Here is a 15,743-nt window from a genome sequence, read left to right on the forward strand (position 1 = left end):
CTAGAAGATCACCGACCACCTCGCAGATCGGTGCGCGGTCATCGTTCCAGTACGACGCCGTTCTCCTGCGCGAGGATCGCCGCCTGCACCCGCGACCGCAGGTCCAGCTTCGTCAGCACTCGCGAAACGTGCGTTTTCACCGTGGTCTCGCCGATGTGCAGCCGCGTGCCGATCTGCGCGTTGGACAGGCCACCGCCCAGGCACGCCAGCACCTCGCGCTCGCGTTCGGTCAGGTCCCCGAGCCCGGCGGGGACGAGGGAAGGCTCGCGCGTCCCCGCGGCGAAGGCGGCGATGAGCTTCCGGGTGACCTGCGGGGCGAGCACTCCTTCGCCCGCCGCGACCAGCTTCACGGCCTCGATCAGCCTCGCTGCCTCCACCGACTTCAGCAGGAACCCGGCCGCGCCCGCCCGCAGCGCGGCGTGGACGTACTCGTCGAGATCGAAGGTGGTCAGCACGAGGACTTCGCACAGCCCTTCCGCGGTCAGTTCCCGCGTGGCCGCGATGCCGTCGACGCCGGGCATGCGGACGTCCATCAGCACGACGTCCGGCTTCAGCGCCTTCGCCTGGCGGACGGCGGTGGCGCCGTCCGCGGCCTCGCCGACCACCTCGATACCCTCGGCGTTCCCGAGGATCATCATCAACCCGGCACGGATCGCGCCGTGGTCGTCGGCGACCAGGACTTTGACGGTCAAGACCCCTCCAGAGGTAGTTCGGCGCGGACCAGCCAGCCACCGCCGGACGGCCCGGCGGCGAGGGTGCCGCCCACCGCGGCGGCGCGTTCCCGCATGTTCAGCAGACCGAGTCCGGTCCCGCCGTCGTCGAGGCGGCCCGGCTGAAGATCATTGCGCACCTCGACGGTGAGCATGCCGCCGCGCGAGCGGATGTCGAGGACCGCGCGTCCACCGGGGGCGTGTTTCACCGCGTTGGTCAGCGCCTCCTGCGCGATCCGGTACGCGGTCAGATCGACCGCGGCGGGCAGCGAGGACGACGGGTCCGGCACGGAACCGAGCTCGACCTCCAGCCCGCTCGCCCGCGCCGATTCGACCAGTTTGGACAGTTCGGCCAGCCGCGCGGGCGCCGTCGGCTCGATCTCGGTGTCCGCGCGCAGCAGCCCGATCATCGCGCGCATCTCGTCCAGCGCGCTCACACTGTTCTCCCGCACCGATTCCAGCACCTTCCTGGACAGCTTCGGGTCGGCGGTGGCCATCGACAACGCGGCCTCGGACTGGATCGCGATCGCCGAAAGATGCCCGGCGATGACGTCGTGCAGATCCCGCGCCATCTTCGAGCGTTCCCCCGCGACGGCCGCCCTCCGGTCCAGTTCGCCGATCGTGGCCAGCTGGACCGCGTTCGCCCGTTCGTTCTCGGCGATGTCCCGCTGCTGCCGCACGTTCGCCGCCCACCACACCGGGGTGACGAGGAACGGCAGGAACGCGAACGCCACCAGGATCGCCGTCCGCCACTGCGAGGACAGGACGAGCGCCAGGCAGATCACCGCGAGTGTCCCGATCGCGGCGATGCCGATCATCACCCTGCTCGTCCGCCGCGAGCCGTAGAGCGTCGTCGCGTAGAGGAAGTCGGTGAAGACGACGAGGATCGGCAGCGAGGGACTGATCGCCACGTCCACGGCGACCACGACCAGCGCGCCGAGCAGCGCCCACGGGACCTTGCGGCGCAGCATCTCCAGCGCGCACAACGCGGTCAGCTCGGTCAGCCGGATCCACAGTGGCGTCGGGTCCGGGCCGTTGAGCAGCACCTGCGTGCCGCTCAGGTAGACCAGGACACCGATGAGCCAGGTGCCGAGCGCGATGACGAGGTCCTGCTTCCACAGCGGAAGGTGACTCAGGCGCGGGACCAACGTGGGCACCGCTCCATCCCAGCACACCGGGGCGGGCGGCGGGGTCCTACGAACTGATGACGATGCTCTCCTGCCCTTCACCGACGTGCCGGACCGCCGTCGGGGGCGAAGCTCGGAGGGTGAACAAGATCTGGGACTTTTTCGCGGAGAATCCGATGGCGGCGGTGATCGCCGCGGGGGAGATCGGTTTCTGGGTCGCCATCGGGGCCGGCCTGCTGGCCCGTTACCTGCTCCGGCTCAAGCGGACGAGCACCGTGCTGCTGGCCCTCACCCCGGTGATCGACATCGTGGTGCTGGTCGCGACGGTGCTCGACCTCCAAGGTGGCGGCAAGGCGAACTTCGTGCACGGCCTCGCCGCGGTGTATCTCGGCTTCAGCGTGGTGTTCGGGCCGTCGATGATCCGGTGGGCCGACGTGCGGTTCGCGCACCGGTTCGCGGGCGGGCCGCCCCCGCCGCCCAAGCCGAGGGGACGGGAGAAGGCCCGCGTCGAGTGGCGTGAATGGGGCAAATGCGTACTGGCGTGCGGGATCGCCGCGGCGGTGCTCCTGGGGCTGATCTTCCTGGTGGGCAACGGCGAACAGGTCGCGCCGTTGTGGGGCTGGTTGCCGCGGCTGGGGGTCGTGACAGCCATCTGGTTCGCCACCGGGCCGCTGTGGCAGGAGCTTTCACCCAAGAACGACGACCGGGTTTCGGAAGGGGCACGACGATGATCGAACTACTGGGGATCCTCCTGCTGGTGCAGGGCGGGGGAGGACTGATCAACCGGCTGCTGGGCAGTACGAATCCGAGCTGGTTCGTCCAGCTCCACCTGCTCCCGCCGGGGATGCACGTGGTGGTGAGCGCGCTGATGGTGGCCGCCGGAGCAGGGTTGCTGTTCGCCGAGCGCGCCCGCAAGCAACGCCGGCGCTCGTAGCGGGGATTACCATGGGGGCGTGGCCACCGGGCCTGTCGCGCTGTACACCGTTGTCGCCGTGGCGCCGTCGGTTCTCTTCTGGTGCGCGCTGAAAGTGCCCGCCGTGGTGCGCCGGTGGCGGCGGCGCCGGGAACCGGAGGCGCCGGGAGGGCCGCCCATCGAGAAGCTCGCCGCCGATCTCCGCCGGGTGCACCGGCTGCTGGCGGAACTTCCGTCCGGCGCTTCCGCCGTCCGCCGGTACGGCACCAGGCAGGCGTACGACGCGCTGCTCGTCCAGGCCTGCCGGGAGGTCGAGGTCGACCACCGGCTGGACGAGTTGCCGGAGGGCTTCGACCGCGCGATCGAACGGTTGCGCGTCGAGGAATCCCTGGCCGAGCGTGGGCTTTCGGTGTCCTGACGCGGGTTTTGTATCGAATGTATACGCGTGGCCGGGAGGCTCGCGGACATGAAGAGGCTGGGACTACTCGCTTCACTGCTGCTGCTGCTGCTGGTGTTCGCGTTCATCCCCGGGGTCGCCTCCGCCGCGGCCGCCTTCCCGAAGATGGACGCGGCCACGGTCGACGGCTTCCGCTGGACGTCCGGTTCGTCCTTCGACACCTACGGCGCCCGGATCGCCGCGCTGGAGAAACACCTCCCGCCGCGCGGCCTGCCGGAGATCCTGTCGTCGGCGAACCGGAAGGCGCGCCCGCTGTGCCATGGCACGTATCTCGCGGCGGCGCTGAAACCGGCGGGATTCTGCTGGGAGGACGCCAATGACGACAAGACCAACGACTGGATCCCGCAGGGGCTGACCGGTTCCGGCGACGCCGACGCGGCGACCGGGAAGGTCGGCGGGAAACGGGTCGTGGCGGCCTCCTGGCACACCCCCGGCGACACCATGGTCCGGCTGTCCTTTGTGGACGCCACCGGCCTCGGCTACCGGCACGTGCTGCTCGTGGAACCGACGTCGAACGACAACTTCGCCGTCGTGCAGGGGCACGGGCACGGGATGACCTGGATCGGGAACCGGCTGTTCGTCGCGACCACCGGGGGAGTGGTGCGGGTCTTCGACACGACGCACTTCTGGAAGGTCGACGACAGCTCCGGCGTCGTCGGGAAGGGCCCGGACGGCAAGTACCACGCGGCGTTCTACGACTACGCGATGCCGCAGATCGGCGCCTATTGGTATCCCGGCGGCGGAACCTGCACCAACGCCCCCGGGACGCGGCCGTGTCTCGCGACGATGTCGTTCGACCACAGCGACGGTTCGATCGTGACCGCGGAGCACATTCCGAATGCCGCGGGCGGCCGCGTGCTGAGGTGGCCGTTCGACCGCGCGACCGGCCTGCCCAAGGTGTCGGCCGACGGGACCGTGCACGCGAAGGAAGGATTCGTGTCGCCGGTGTGGGGCATGCAGGGAGCGGTGGCACGCAACGGGTACTTCGTGATGACCGGCGTGTGCCCCGAGTACGCCGGGGTGGCGGGCGACCACCCGTCGTGCCTGCACGGCGGGGTCGGCGGGACCTCGACGTCGAGGCTGAGCGGCCGGGCGCCGGTGAACTCGCAGAACCTGTCGTACTGGCCGGCGACGGGGGAGCTGTGGCTGATGAACGAACAGCTCCGGGAGCGGGTGACGGTGCACGTGCCGTGGACGACCCTGACCGGCAGGCCCTGACCCGGACCACCCAGCGGCCGTGGGGGGGGGGGGGGCGCGGGGGGGGGGGGGGGGGGGGGGGGGGGGGGGGGGGGCGCCGGGGGGGGGGGCCCCCCCCGCCCCGGCCGCCCCGCCCCCGCCCCCCCCCGCGGCCGTGTCGCGAAAGCCACTTTCGGGACGGTAGGCGTCGCGAAAGTGGCTTTCGCGACACGCCTTGGCATCACGCCACCTTGCCTCACCCCTCAATAACCGTCCTTACCACTCATGAGGTCCAGCACCGGCGATGTCACGTGATCGGAGGGACGGCACGCGTGATCTGATGGACGACACGCGTGACTGGACGGACGACACGACCGCGGCCGGGTTCCGCCGCGAGGCGTCCACCTGATCACGCGTGTCGTCCATCCCATCACGTGTGTCGTCCGTTCAGGCACGCGAAAGCGCCATCCGTGCACCTGCAGTAGGTACTTGTTGAGAGAGAATCGCCACTCACGACCCCCGGCACCGACCACGCCACCTTTGCTTACCCCTCAATAAGACACGGTCGGTTCCTGACCGGCCTGACCAGTCACGAGATCAAGGGGCGAAGTCCCAGCGCGTGGCGCCGTGCGGTTCGCCGCCGGCCACGCCGATCGCGCGGCGCAGGGTGAGGCGGTACAGGTACCAGGGCGGCGGTCCCGCGCTGGGCGCGCTGAAGGGGGCCGTGAGCGCGTCGCCCTCCACCGACGCGGGCCAGCCGCCCGTCCGGTAGACCGCCGCCACCCGCTCCAGCGTCGCCGGGTCGGTGACCCGGTACCCCTCACCCTCCATCGTGAGGTCGATTCCCCGCAGGCGCACCGAAACCGCGCACGCTGGGTTCGCGGCAAGGTTGCGGGACCGACGGGTGCCCGGCCCGCCTTTGAAGTACAGGGCGTCGTCCACCCAGACGGCACCGACACCCGCCGAATGCGGGCGTCCGCCGGGGCGCACGGTCGACACGAAGAAGGTCAGGTCGGCCGTGGGCGTGTCTTCGGCGAGGATGTCGCGAGGGCGGCTCCACGGCAGCTCCGCGGAGCCGTAGCGGTCGAGGTTCCTGGTCGAAATCGGGTTCGTCGTCATACCCACGCGTCGAACGGGCGAGCCGCGATTCGACACCGGACGCGAAAAACCCCGCCACCGAACGGTGACGGGGTCTTCCGTGACGTGAACCTGGGATCAGTCCAGGTAGTCGCGCAGCACCTGCGAACGCGACGGGTGACGCAGCTTCGACATCGTCTTCGACTCGATCTGCCGGATGCGCTCACGGGTCACCCCGTACACCTGGCCGATCTCGTCGAGCGTGCGCGGCTGGCCGTCGGTGAGGCCGAACCGCAGCCGCACCACACCCGCCTCACGTTCGGACAGCGTCTGCAGCACCGACTGGAGCTGGTCCTGCAGCAGCGTGAACGACACCGCGTCGACCGCGACGACGGCCTCGGAGTCCTCGATGAAGTCACCGAGCTGCGAGTCGCCCTCGTCGCCGATAGTCTGGTCGAGCGAGATCGGCTCGCGGGCGTACTGCTGGATCTCGAGGACCTTCTCCGGGGAGATGTCCATTTCCTTCGCGAGCTCTTCGGGGGTGGGTTCGCGACCGAGGTCCTGCAGGAGTTCACGCTGTATGCGGCCGAGCTTGTTGATGACCTCGACCATGTGCACCGGGATACGGATGGTGCGGGCCTGGTCGGCCATCGCGCGGGTGATCGCCTGACGGATCCACCAGGTGGCGTACGTGGAGAACTTGTAGCCCTTGGTGTAGTCGAACTTCTCGACCGCGCGGATCAGACCGAGGTTGCCCTCCTGGATCAGGTCCAGGAACGCCATGCCACGGCCGGTGTAGCGCTTGGCCAGCGAGACCACGAGCCGGAGGTTCGCCTCCAGGAGGTGGTTCTTCGCCCGCTCACCGTCGCGCACGATCCACTTGAGGTCGCGCCGCATCTGGGTGACGAGTTTCTCGCCCTCCTCCTCGGCGTTGCGGACGCGTTCGGCGGCGTAGAGCCCGGCCTCGATGCGCTTGGCGAGCTCCACCTCCTCCTCCGCGTTCAGCAGGGCGACCTTGCCGATCTGCTTGAGGTACGCGCGGACCGAGTCGGCCGAAGCGGTGAGCTCGGCGTCCTTGCGGGCCTGGCGAAGCGCCTCGGACTCTTCCTCGTCCCAGACGAAGTCCGGGTTGTCGGAGGTCTTTCCGGCGTTCTTGTCGGCCGTCGTGCGGCGCCCGCGCGGGGGCGTCTCTTCGACGTCCTCCTCGGACTCCGCGTCCTCTTCCGTGTCCTCGGTGACCGTCGCGTCGACGACGTCCACCTCGACCTCTTCCAGGTCGGACAGATCCGGGGTTTCGAGGTCGGCTTCGTCGAGCTCTACCGGACCGTCTTCCGGATCGCCGTCTTCGGTCTTGGCGCCCTTGGTGGTGGGTTTCTTGGCCGGAGCCTTCTTCGCCGGGGCCTTCTTCGCGCCTGCCGCCTTGGCGGCGGTCTTGCGCGCCGCGGGCTTCGCCGCGTCGGTGGCTGCCTCGTCGGCCGGCTCGCCGGCTGCGGTCGCTGTCTTCGTCCCGCTTCGGGTTGCGGTTCTTGCGGCTGCCACTTACGCCCTTTCGCAGCGGTCGATCATGACGAGCCGAGGCGTGATGGTCTCGGCTGCCTCAAACTTCGGGGAACACCCCTCGGCCTGCGGTTTCCCTCGTTCTCGTGGGTGCCGCCGCCGGGGGCCGTGTTCCATTGTAACGACGATACGTGACAGCGTCGCGGCGCGGACCACCACCCGGCGGGCGCGACACGCCGTGCGACCCGCCGAAGTGACATCCGCGGCGCGGATGTCAGCGTGGGCGCGTCAGTGCTCGATGCCCTCCGCGGCGGCGGCCGCCGCGCCGACGATGCCCGCGTTGTTCTGCAAGGACGCGACGATCACCGGCGTGCGGATGTCCAGCAGCGGGACCCATTTGTGCGACTTCTTGCTGACCCCGCCGCCGACGATGAACAGATCCGGCCAGATCAGGTTTTCCAGCACGGAGAGATACCTGTTCACCCGTTCCGCCCATTCGGGATACGAGAGGTCCTCGTTGTCCTTCACCGACGCCGCGGCCTTCTTCTCCGCGTCGAAACCGTCGACCTCGATGTGGCCGAACTCGGTGTTGGGCACGAGCTTGCCGTCCTGGAAGACCGCGCTGCCGATGCCGGTGCCGAAGGTCAGCAGCGCCGTCACACCGCGTTTCGCGATCGGGTCGCCCCAGCGGATCTCGGCCATCCCGGCGGCGTCGGCGTCGTTGAGCATCGCGATGTCGTCCACGCCGCGGCCGAGGCGTTTCGCGAACAGGGCGTCGGCGTCGGTGCCGATCCATTTGCGGTCGATGTTCGCCGCGGTGCGCGCGACACCCTTCTTGACCACCGCGGGCAGCGTGACGCCCACCGGGCCGTCCCAGCCGGCCTGGCCGGTGATCTCGGCGACGACGTCCGCCACCGCCTCCGGGGTCGACGGCTTCGGCGTGTCGATGCGGATCCGGTCGCCGATCAGCTGTCCCTCCGCCAAATCGACCAGCGCGCCCTTGATCCCGCTGCCGCCGATGTCGATACCGAAACCTCGGGTCGCCTCCACCACGGACGTGGTCCCTTCTCGCACGATTCAGAAGCCTGCCTCGGAGACTTTAACCGGATGTGGTGACATGGCGGACGTGGGAGTTGACGAGACGTTGCTGAAGAGTGTCGCCGAGCGTGTCGCGGGCGAGGCCGCCGAACTGGTCCGAGAGGCCTGGACCGGGATGAACGCGGGGCGCGAGGTGCGGGTGGACACCAAATCCGCCGACACCGATGTGGTGACCGCGGTGGACCACGAGTCGGAACGGCTGGTGCGCGCCCGGCTCGCCGAACTGCGGCCCGACGACGCCGTGCTCGGCGAGGAGGGCGGCGGGATCGCCGGCGACGGGGTGACCTGGGTGGTCGACCCGATCGACGGGACGGTGAACTTCCTCTACGGGCTGCCGTGGTTCGCCGTGTCGGTGGCCGCGCAGGTCGGCGGGGTGTCAGTGGCGGGCGCCGTCGTCGAACCGGTCAGCGGCCGCCGCTGGACCGCCGCGCGCGGACAGGGCGCGTTCCTCGACGGGCGGCGGCTGTCGGTCAACGCCCCGCGGCGACTCGACCTGACCCTCGTCGGCACCGGGTTCGCCTACAAGGTCGAACGGCGGACCAAGCAGGCCCGGTTCGTCGCGGAACTGGCGACCAGGGTTCGGGACGTGCGGCGCAACGGGGCCGCCTCGCTCGATCTGTGCGCGGTCGCGGCGGGCTGGCTGGACGCCTACGTCGAACACGGCCTCGGGCATTGGGACTGGGCCGCGGGGGCGCTCATCGCCGCCGAGGCGGGCGCGCGAGTGTCGCTGCCGGGGGAGGACACCGAACTGGGGCCGGACGCGACCTTCGCGGTCGCGCCGTCGATCGAGGCTCCGTTGCGTCAGGCGCTGCTCGACTCGGGTGTGGGCGCTATCTGAGCCGGTCCGGCACACGCTATGAAGGACGCTTTCATTGCAAATTTTGCAATGAAAGCGTCCTTCATAGCGCTTGAAAGGGGTGTCAGCAGGGAGCTTCGCGAGCGGCCTTCAGCAGCGTCTGGTCGATCACCGGGGCACCGCCGCCCGCCGACTGCTCACCGCCGCCGCTGCCCTGCTGCGCCTTCGACCACCGCGTGAGCTGGTCGAGCACCTGGCGCGCTTCCGCCTTCGGGCGGACGTCGCCGAGCAGGGTGCCGGTGGTGAACGTGACCGAGGCGTCCTTGCGGTTGTCCTTGACCAGTTCGGCGCACGGGACCACCAGGCTCAGCGTGCGGGCCGCGGCCGCGCCGTTCTCGCCGAAGCGGATCTGGCCGCGGCACTTGGCTTCCGCGTTCTTGTAGGCCGGGTCGACGTCCGGCTCGAGCACCTGGGAGAAACCGAGTTCCCGGAGCGTGCTGGTGACGATGCCGCCTTGGCCGCGGACCTGGGATCCGTTGAGCACCTGGACGGCGACCTTGTCCGGCGGGACCGGCGCCCGGTCGTCGAGCCCGTCGTGCGCCAGCGGCGTGTAGGTGACGCCTTGCTGCGGGACGGGCGGCGGATCGCAGCGGATCTTGGCATCGATGTCGGCGTTGCTCGCCACGACGTTCACCCAGACGATGACCGCGCCGAGTGCCATCACGCCGATGACGATGAGCGCGGGCAGCGGCTTGCGTTTGCGATACGGCCTCGCCCCGCGGTCCCCGATGCCGTTCCCCGACGCCACCTGCCAGTCCCTTCCCCAAAGCCCGGATCCCCGGACGGTGCTTCATCTCACCATCGTGTCCGATCAGCCTATGCGTTGTGGCGAAGGCGATCGGCGCGGGCCTCCGGATAGCACCACGCGATGGCCACTCCGGGCAAGCGGCCGGGCCCAAGGGGTGAGGTACCCGACGGAGGCGCAACCCATTCGGACGACAGGCGTCTTGACAGCAGGGTTCCCCCTGTTGGGTGACGTAATCCCGGCTATGTCTGACTCGTTGCAGAGCCGGTATCGACGTGAGCTACCCTTCGCGGGCTCAGGCGGCAGTAAGAGGCGCAAAAGAGAGACCTCGCTCACTGCCCAGCCGGGCACAAACAGGGGCGCTGGGACGTTAACCAGCGGCACGAAGGACTCACGAGCCGCGCGCTCTTGGGTCCGGGCCATCTGACATCGAAAGCATCGCAGGGGTGAGGGACAAATGGCGACCGACTACGACGCTCCGCGCCGCAGCGAAGCCGACGAGCTGGCCGAAGACTCGTTGGAAGAGCTCAAGGCACGGCGCAACGAAAACCAGTCCGGCGTCGTGGACGTCGACGAGGACGCGACCGCCGAGAACTTCGAGCTGCCGGGCGCGGACCTCTCCGGACTTTCCGGGGAGGACCTGACCGTCAAGGTCGTGCCCAAGCAGGCCGACGAGTTCACCTGCTCCGTCTGCTTCCTGGTGCACCACCGCAGCAGGCTGGCGGAAGAGAGTGGCGGACGGCTCATCTGCCGCGACTGCGCCTGAGCCTACGGGCACAGGGGACGGCGCGACAGGGGTTTCGGGGTTCGAACAGGAATAAGGGGGCCGGCCGAGTGGCCGGCCCCCTTTCCTGTGCTCAGGACTTCGAGGCGGTCTGCCGCAGCAGTGCGGCCACCTTCTCCGGATGCCGGGTGCTGAACAGCCAGTACGGCGTCGGGTCTTCGGGGTCGGTGAGCCAGACCCGCACGACCGGGCCGACCCAGCCCCGGTGCAGCACGAAGGCCGCCGGATCGGCGTCGCGGCCGAGCGCCTTGCGCTTCGCTTCCTTGTCGATGACGTCGACGTCGCCGACGAACTTGAGCGGCAGATGCGCGTCGCGCAGCCACAGCTCCGGCTCGGCGCCACCGGTCACCCGGACGCGGGACCGGCCGAGCGAAACCATCAGCGCGATCACCGCGGGGATCAGCACCACGTACGGCAGCCAGCCGCGGAGCCCCGGATAGCCCATGTCGATCTCCGCCGCCAGCAGCCCGCCGCCCAGCAGCGGCAACGGCCAGCCCCACCACGGGACGTAGAGCCGCTCTGAATGCTTGACGGCGCCGCCTTCGGCCGTGTTCACGCTTTCACCCACGCCTTCAGGGTAGTCTCGCCGCCCGTGTCCACCGTTCAGGTACTGCTTTCCCGGATCGATCCTTCGGTCCCACTCCCCGCCTACGCGCGCCCCGGCGACGCGGGCGCCGACCTCGTCACCACCTCGGATCTCGTGCTCGCGCCCGGCGAACGCGGCGTCGTCGGAACGGGCGTCGCGATCGCGCTGCCGCCCGGGTACGCGGGCTTCGTCCACCCGCGCTCGGGTCTCGCCGCCCGCGTCGGCCTCTCGGTCGTCAACACGCCGGGCACCATCGACTCCGGGTACCGCGGTGAGATCCGCGTCTGCCTGATCAACCATGATCTCTCCGAGAAGGTCGTGCTCACCCGCGGCGACCGGATCGCGCAGCTGGTCGTGCAACGGGTCGAACAGGCCGACTTCGTCGAGGTCGCCGAACTCGAGCCGTCCGAGCGCGGCGAGGGCGGGTATGGCTCCACGGGCGGACACGCCACACTGGGAGCCGGAGCCAGGGAAGGAACGGAGAACTAGTGGGGATTTTCGGACGCAAGCGCGAGGCCAAGCCGAGCGGACGGCACGCCGCGCCCGAGGTCGAAGACCGTCCCGGTGACGACGGCGCCGACGAGATCGAGTCGCAGCTGTCGGAGACCTCCGACGGCCCCTTCGACCTCGCCGACGCGCCCGAGGACGGCATCCCGAGGATCGACCTCGGTTCGGTGAAGGTGCCGGTACCCGACGGCTCCCAGGTCCAGGTCGAGATGGACCCGGAGAGCGGCGGCGTCCGCGCGGTGCACGTCGTCACCGAACAGGGCCAGATCACCGTGAGCGGCTACGCGGCACCGCGGTCCGGCGGCCTGTGGAAGGACGTCAGCACCGAACTCACCGAGCAACTGCGCGCCGACGGCGCCAAAGTCTCGGTCGGCATGGGGGAATGGGGCCTGGAGCTGTCCGCGATCGTCGGCGACGTCGCACTGCGGTTCGTCGGGGTCGACGGGCCCCGCTGGATGCTCCGCGGCGTCATCGCCGGCCCCCAGTCGCAGGCGTCCCAGGCGCCCGCGGTGCTGCGCGAGATCGTGCGGCACACCATCGTCGACCGCGGCGACGCGCCGATGCCGGTCCGCACCCCGCTCACCATCACGCTGCCCGACGCCGTCGCGCAGCACATCGCCGAGCAGAGTTGATCTGTCGCGCGCTGACGTAAACGTGCCGAAGGGGCGCCGGGGCCGCTTGCAACTCAGGTTGGGTGCGGAGGGCGCCCCTTCATCACGTTTCCGTGGGCCTTCGGCCCAAGAGAGGGCGCGCGACGGGTGAAGTCTCCGTCGGGCGCGGGGCGCCCTTTGGGAGACCGTTCGGTGGCGTCGTTCGGGTCGGGAAACCTGTGGTGCATGCCGGGGCTAAGCGTTGGTTGCGGTCAGCCAGGCTTGGACGGTTGTGTGGCCCAGGGATTCCCGGTCGGCGCCGAGGGCGGTGAGGGTCGACTCGCCGACTTCGGCGTGGGGGAGGGCGTCCGCCCAGGCGTGCGCGACCGCGGCCGGGTGGATCGGGTCGTCCACGCAAGCGCCGATCCCCGCGGGCACGTCGAGGCCCTTCAGGTCTTCGAGCGTGGGGGCGGGATGGCTCGCCGCCGTCCGCAGGCTCGCCGCGAGGCCGTCGCCATGTCGCCGCCACGCGCGGCCGAGTTCCGCCGAGAGCCAGCCGGGGACGCCGTCCGCCGATTTCGCCAGCGCGCCCTCGACCCCGTTTTCGGCCACCAGATCCGCTGACAGCCGTGCGGCGCGCGACGCGGGTGCTTGTCCGGCCGGGCCGTTCCAGGCCGGGAGCGCGGCCAGCAGGCCGGTGCAGCGGCCCGGATTGCGGGCCGCCCACTCCGCCGACAGATGCGCGCCGAACGAGATTCCGCCGACGAGCAGCGGACCGTGCTCGTCGGCCAGCCTGTCCAGCTCCTGGAGATAGCCGTCCGCGAGACGGACCCCGGGGGGCGGGGGCGGGGCGAGCAGCCGGATGCCGAGCGCCCGCAGCGGACCGGCGAACACGGCGCGCACGAACACTTCGTCGGACCCGGTGCCGGGGAGTACTACTGCCGTCGTAGGCGGAATAGCGGAGGTCACGTTGCGATATTCCCCTAAACCCGTTCTCCTGGTCGGAGCACAGTTACGCTGGATTACGCACGGGCCGTTCAAGTCGGGGGCCCCGGAGCACAGGAGCACCGTTATGTCCGCCAAAGACGGCGGCTACTTCAGCCGGCTGGTCCGCAAGCTGACCAGCGACGTCGAGGATCTCGACGCCGACGACCTGTCCGAAAAATCCGAGGCCGGCGGAGCGCAGCGGGCCTGCGACTGCCGGTCGGGTCAAGAGGTGACGGTGCTCGGGAGACTCCGCAGCGTGGAGCTCTGCCCGACCAACGAGGCCGCGACACTGCAGGCCGAGCTGTTCGACGGCACACAGGGTGTGACGCTAATCTGGCTCGGACGCCGCCGGATCCCCGGAATCGAACCCGGGCGAACCATCAAGGTGCGCGGCCGGATGGCCGAACGTGATGGTCAGAAGGTGCTGTACAACCCCTATTACGAACTTCAGAGCCCTGTGAGTTGATCCCGCATCGTGACTGAACCCGCCGGCGGCGAGCAGAAGACCGACGACAAGAAGCCCCAGCCCACCCTGTTGGAACAGATGGGCGGGCTGTCAGGACTGTTCTATTCCTCGCTGCCGGTCATCGTGTTCGTGATCGCGAACGCGATCTTCGGGCTCACGGTGGGCATCTGGGCCGCCGTGGGCAGCGCGGTGGCGATCACCGTGCTGCGGATCGTGCGCAAGGAGCCGCTCCAGCCCGCCATCTCCGGATTCTTCGGGGTGGCGATCGCGGCGTTCATCGCCTACCGGACCGGATCGGCCAAGGGTTTCTTCCTGTTCGGCATCTGGACGAGCCTGGTCTACTGCGGCGTCTTCGTGCTCTCGATCGTCGTCCGCTGGCCGCTCGCCGGGGTGGTGTGGAACGCGCTCAACGGCACCGGCCACGCCTGGCGCAAGGACAAGAAGTCCCTGATCGCCTATTCGATCGCGACCGGCGCCATGGCGCTGATCTTCGGTGCCCGGTTCGTCGTGCAGCGCTGGCTGTACGACGAGGACTACACCGGCTGGCTGGCCTTCGCCAAGATCGCGATGGGATACCCGCTGTACGCGCTCGGCCTGCTCACCGTCGTGTGGGCGGTGCGGCGATCGGACAAGCACCTCAAGGCGCAGGCCGAAGAGGCCCCGCGTGAAGAGACCGACGCCGAGGTCGAGGCCCGCCTGCGCGAGAAGTACGCGCAGGCGCCCGGTGTGGAGAACTAGCCTCTTCCGTCAAGCCCCGCGTGCTATGAAAGGTCCTTTCCTTGCGAAATTTGCAAGGAAAGGACCTTTCATAGCGTTCGAGGAGGAGTGAAAGGGTCGTTCTAGTAACCCAGCGCGGTCCGGATCTCCGGCTCCACGTCCGAGGTCGCCACGAACAGCAGTTCGTCACCCGGCTCGAGCGGATCCTCCGGCTGCGGCACGATCACCCGGTCCCCGCGGAGGATCGTCACCAGCGCCGCGTCACGCGGCAGGTTGAGCTCGCTGACCGCCTTGCCCGCCAGCGGCGTCTCCTCCGGGAGGGTGAGTTCGACGAGGTTCGCCTGGCTCTGCCGGAACGTCATCAGCCGCACCAGATCGCCGACGCTCACCGCCTCCTCGACCATCGCCGCGAGCATCCGCGGGGTCGACACGGCGACATCGACCCCCCAGGCGTCGTTGAACAGCCATTCGTTGGCCGGGTTGTTCACCCGCGCCACCACCCGGCGCACCGCGAACTCGGTCTTCGCCAGCAGCGACACCACCAGGTTCGCCTTGTCGTCGCCGGTCGCGGCGATCACGACGTCGCATTCCTCGATCCCGGACTCCTCCAGGATCGACACCTCGCACGCGTCACCGAGCACCCAATCCGCCTGCTCCACGGTGTGCGGCTCGAACTGGTCTGCCTCACGTTCGATGAGCATCACCTGGTGGCGCCCGTCGATCAGCTCCGCGGCGATCGACCGGCCCACCGCGCCGGCCCCGGCAATCGCGACCCGCATCAGTTCTCCTCTTCCGGTTCGCGAGCGGCGACGGTGGTCACGTCGCTGACAGTGCCCGATTTCGCGGCGACGTACACGACGTCGTCGGCCTGGATCACGGCCTTGGTGTCGGGCAGCACGGCGGTGCCGAACCGCATCATGAACGCGACCCGGGCGCCGGTGGTGTCCTGCAGTTCGCGCACGCTGCGCCCGACCCAGCCCTCGTGCAGCGGGAGTTGCAGGAGCGCCACGCTGCCGGACGGGTCCCGCCACACCGAGGCGACGCCGTCGGGGAGGAGGGTGCGCAGGAACCGGTCGGTCGTCCACGGCACGGTCGCCACGGTCGGGATGCCGAGCCGTTCGTAGACCGCCGCGCGCTTGTGGTCGTAGATCCTGGCGACGACCTTGTCGATGCCGAAGTTCTCCCTGGCCACGCGCGCCGAGATGATGTTGGAGTTGTCGCCGCTGGATACCGCCGCGAAGGCCCCCGCGCGTTCGATTCCGGCCTCGATCAGTACTTGCCGGTCGAAGCCGACGCCGACCACCTGCTGACCGTGGAAATCACTGCCGAGCCGCCGGAACGCCTGCCTGCTCTTGTCGATGACGGCGACGTCGTGCCCCAGCCGCTCCAGCGCCGCGGCCAGGGATGCGCCGACCCGGCCGCATCCCATGATCACCACGTGCACGCACTG

At 69.6% G+C, this 15,743-nt stretch carries 20 protein-coding genes; 10 read left to right on the plus strand and 10 right to left on the minus strand.

Annotated features, from left to right (window positions below; translation table 11 throughout):
- Nucleotides 1-38: 38 nt before the first annotated feature.
- Nucleotides 39-692 carry a response regulator transcription factor gene (locus ACIHAO_RS13235; RefSeq protein ID WP_125780244.1) on the minus strand — a complete coding sequence of 218 codons (654 nt, stop codon included), beginning with the start codon at nucleotides 690-692 and terminating at the stop codon, nucleotides 39-41.
- The gene (locus ACIHAO_RS13240; RefSeq protein WP_396557448.1) at nucleotides 689-1,867 is read right to left on the minus strand and encodes a sensor histidine kinase; all 1,179 of its coding nucleotides are present in this window, start codon (nucleotides 1,865-1,867) and stop codon (nucleotides 689-691) included. Before ACIHAO_RS13240 ends, ACIHAO_RS13235 begins: the two co-directional genes overlap by 4 nt.
- 110 nt (nucleotides 1,868-1,977) lie before the next feature.
- Here ACIHAO_RS13240 and ACIHAO_RS13245 point away from each other — a divergent pair, with 110 nt between their 5' ends.
- Genes ACIHAO_RS13245 through ACIHAO_RS13260 form a run of 4 tightly spaced genes read left to right on the plus strand, consistent with a single transcriptional unit; the run spans nucleotide 1,978 to nucleotide 4,425 of the window.
- Entirely contained in the window at nucleotides 1,978-2,568 is a 591-nt protein-coding gene (locus ACIHAO_RS13245) for a hypothetical protein (RefSeq protein WP_396557450.1), read from the plus strand.
- Nucleotides 2,565-2,771, plus strand: coding sequence for a hypothetical protein (locus ACIHAO_RS13250; RefSeq protein ID WP_396557452.1), 207 nt, complete (start codon nucleotides 2,565-2,567; stop codon nucleotides 2,769-2,771). The genes ACIHAO_RS13245 and ACIHAO_RS13250 overlap by 4 nt, the downstream gene beginning before the upstream one ends.
- A gap of 19 nt (nucleotides 2,772-2,790) precedes the next feature.
- On the plus strand, nucleotides 2,791-3,168 hold the full coding sequence (locus tag ACIHAO_RS13255; protein WP_396557454.1) for a hypothetical protein: 378 nt from the start codon (nucleotides 2,791-2,793) through the stop codon (nucleotides 3,166-3,168).
- A 48-nt stretch (nucleotides 3,169-3,216) separates the two neighbouring features.
- A complete protein-coding gene (locus ACIHAO_RS13260; RefSeq protein ID WP_396557456.1) occupies nucleotides 3,217-4,425 on the plus strand; it encodes a hypothetical protein in 1,209 nt (402 codons plus the stop codon).
- A gap of 555 nt (nucleotides 4,426-4,980) precedes the next feature.
- Here the strand turns inward: ACIHAO_RS13260 and ACIHAO_RS13265 are convergent.
- The 3 genes from ACIHAO_RS13265 to ppgK form a co-directional block, all read right to left on the minus strand.
- Entirely contained in the window at nucleotides 4,981-5,502 is a 522-nt protein-coding gene (locus ACIHAO_RS13265; RefSeq protein WP_396557458.1) for a pyridoxamine 5'-phosphate oxidase family protein, read from the minus strand.
- Nucleotides 5,503-5,598: 96 nt separating this feature from the next.
- Nucleotides 5,599-6,999 (minus strand): RNA polymerase sigma factor, encoded by a 1,401-nt coding sequence (locus ACIHAO_RS13270; protein ID WP_125793648.1) that lies wholly within the window; start codon nucleotides 6,997-6,999, stop codon nucleotides 5,599-5,601.
- A gap of 246 nt (nucleotides 7,000-7,245) precedes the next feature.
- Nucleotides 7,246-8,007, minus strand: coding sequence for a polyphosphate--glucose phosphotransferase (gene ppgK, locus ACIHAO_RS13275; RefSeq protein WP_396557702.1), 762 nt, complete (start codon nucleotides 8,005-8,007; stop codon nucleotides 7,246-7,248).
- Nucleotides 8,008-8,074: 67 nt separating this feature from the next.
- On the opposite strand from ppgK, the gene ACIHAO_RS13280 reads away from it, so the two are divergent.
- Nucleotides 8,075-8,893: an inositol monophosphatase family protein gene (locus tag ACIHAO_RS13280; protein ID WP_396557460.1), complete on the plus strand. Its 819-nt coding sequence runs from the start codon at nucleotides 8,075-8,077 to the stop codon at nucleotides 8,891-8,893.
- Nucleotides 8,894-8,975: 82 nt separating this feature from the next.
- On the opposite strand, the gene cei is transcribed toward ACIHAO_RS13280, so the two are convergent.
- The gene (cei, locus tag ACIHAO_RS13285) at nucleotides 8,976-9,659 is read right to left on the minus strand and encodes an envelope integrity protein Cei (RefSeq protein ID WP_396557462.1); all 684 of its coding nucleotides are present in this window, start codon (nucleotides 9,657-9,659) and stop codon (nucleotides 8,976-8,978) included.
- Nucleotides 9,660-10,113: 454 nt separating this feature from the next.
- Between cei and ACIHAO_RS13290 the strand changes: the two genes are divergently transcribed.
- Nucleotides 10,114-10,422 carry a DUF4193 domain-containing protein gene (locus ACIHAO_RS13290; RefSeq protein WP_005164528.1) on the plus strand — a complete coding sequence of 103 codons (309 nt, stop codon included), beginning with the start codon at nucleotides 10,114-10,116 and terminating at the stop codon, nucleotides 10,420-10,422.
- A gap of 91 nt (nucleotides 10,423-10,513) precedes the next feature.
- Here ACIHAO_RS13290 and ACIHAO_RS13295 read toward each other — a convergent pair whose 3' ends face one another.
- Nucleotides 10,514-11,008, minus strand: coding sequence for a DUF3093 domain-containing protein (locus ACIHAO_RS13295; RefSeq protein ID WP_199748950.1), 495 nt, complete (start codon nucleotides 11,006-11,008; stop codon nucleotides 10,514-10,516).
- Nucleotides 11,009-11,032: 24 nt separating this feature from the next.
- Here ACIHAO_RS13295 and dut point away from each other — a divergent pair, with 24 nt between their 5' ends.
- Both dut and ACIHAO_RS13305 read left to right on the plus strand, forming a co-directional pair.
- Nucleotides 11,033-11,515 (plus strand): dUTP diphosphatase, encoded by a 483-nt coding sequence (gene dut, locus ACIHAO_RS13300; protein WP_396557465.1) that lies wholly within the window; start codon nucleotides 11,033-11,035, stop codon nucleotides 11,513-11,515.
- Nucleotides 11,515-12,165 (plus strand): DUF3710 domain-containing protein, encoded by a 651-nt coding sequence (locus tag ACIHAO_RS13305; protein WP_396557467.1) that lies wholly within the window; start codon nucleotides 11,515-11,517, stop codon nucleotides 12,163-12,165. Before dut ends, ACIHAO_RS13305 begins: the two co-directional genes overlap by 1 nt.
- A gap of 213 nt (nucleotides 12,166-12,378) precedes the next feature.
- Here ACIHAO_RS13305 and ACIHAO_RS13310 read toward each other — a convergent pair whose 3' ends face one another.
- Nucleotides 12,379-13,092, minus strand: a complete 714-nt coding sequence (locus tag ACIHAO_RS13310; protein ID WP_396557469.1) for an alpha/beta fold hydrolase — start codon at nucleotides 13,090-13,092, stop codon at nucleotides 12,379-12,381.
- A gap of 103 nt (nucleotides 13,093-13,195) precedes the next feature.
- Between ACIHAO_RS13310 and ACIHAO_RS13315 the strand changes: the two genes are divergently transcribed.
- A complete protein-coding gene (locus tag ACIHAO_RS13315; RefSeq protein ID WP_034316985.1) occupies nucleotides 13,196-13,576 on the plus strand; it encodes an OB-fold nucleic acid binding domain-containing protein in 381 nt (126 codons plus the stop codon).
- Between the two features lie 9 nt (nucleotides 13,577-13,585).
- The gene (locus ACIHAO_RS13320) at nucleotides 13,586-14,314 is read left to right on the plus strand and encodes a DUF3159 domain-containing protein (protein ID WP_396557471.1); all 729 of its coding nucleotides are present in this window, start codon (nucleotides 13,586-13,588) and stop codon (nucleotides 14,312-14,314) included.
- A 101-nt stretch (nucleotides 14,315-14,415) separates the two neighbouring features.
- Here the strand turns inward: ACIHAO_RS13320 and ACIHAO_RS13325 are convergent, their stop codons facing one another.
- Together ACIHAO_RS13325 and ACIHAO_RS13330 are read right to left on the minus strand one after the other, a co-directional pair.
- On the minus strand, nucleotides 14,416-15,072 hold the full coding sequence (locus ACIHAO_RS13325; RefSeq protein ID WP_125780267.1) for a TrkA family potassium uptake protein: 657 nt from the start codon (nucleotides 15,070-15,072) through the stop codon (nucleotides 14,416-14,418).
- Nucleotides 15,072-15,737: a TrkA family potassium uptake protein gene (locus tag ACIHAO_RS13330; protein WP_125675257.1), complete on the minus strand. Its 666-nt coding sequence runs from the start codon at nucleotides 15,735-15,737 to the stop codon at nucleotides 15,072-15,074. The genes ACIHAO_RS13325 and ACIHAO_RS13330 overlap by 1 nt, the downstream gene beginning before the upstream one ends.
- Nucleotides 15,738-15,743: the final 6 nt, after the last annotated feature.

This window comes from Amycolatopsis sp. NPDC052450 (assembly GCF_044547565.1).
Taxonomy (GTDB): domain Bacteria; phylum Actinomycetota; class Actinomycetes; order Mycobacteriales; family Pseudonocardiaceae; genus Amycolatopsis.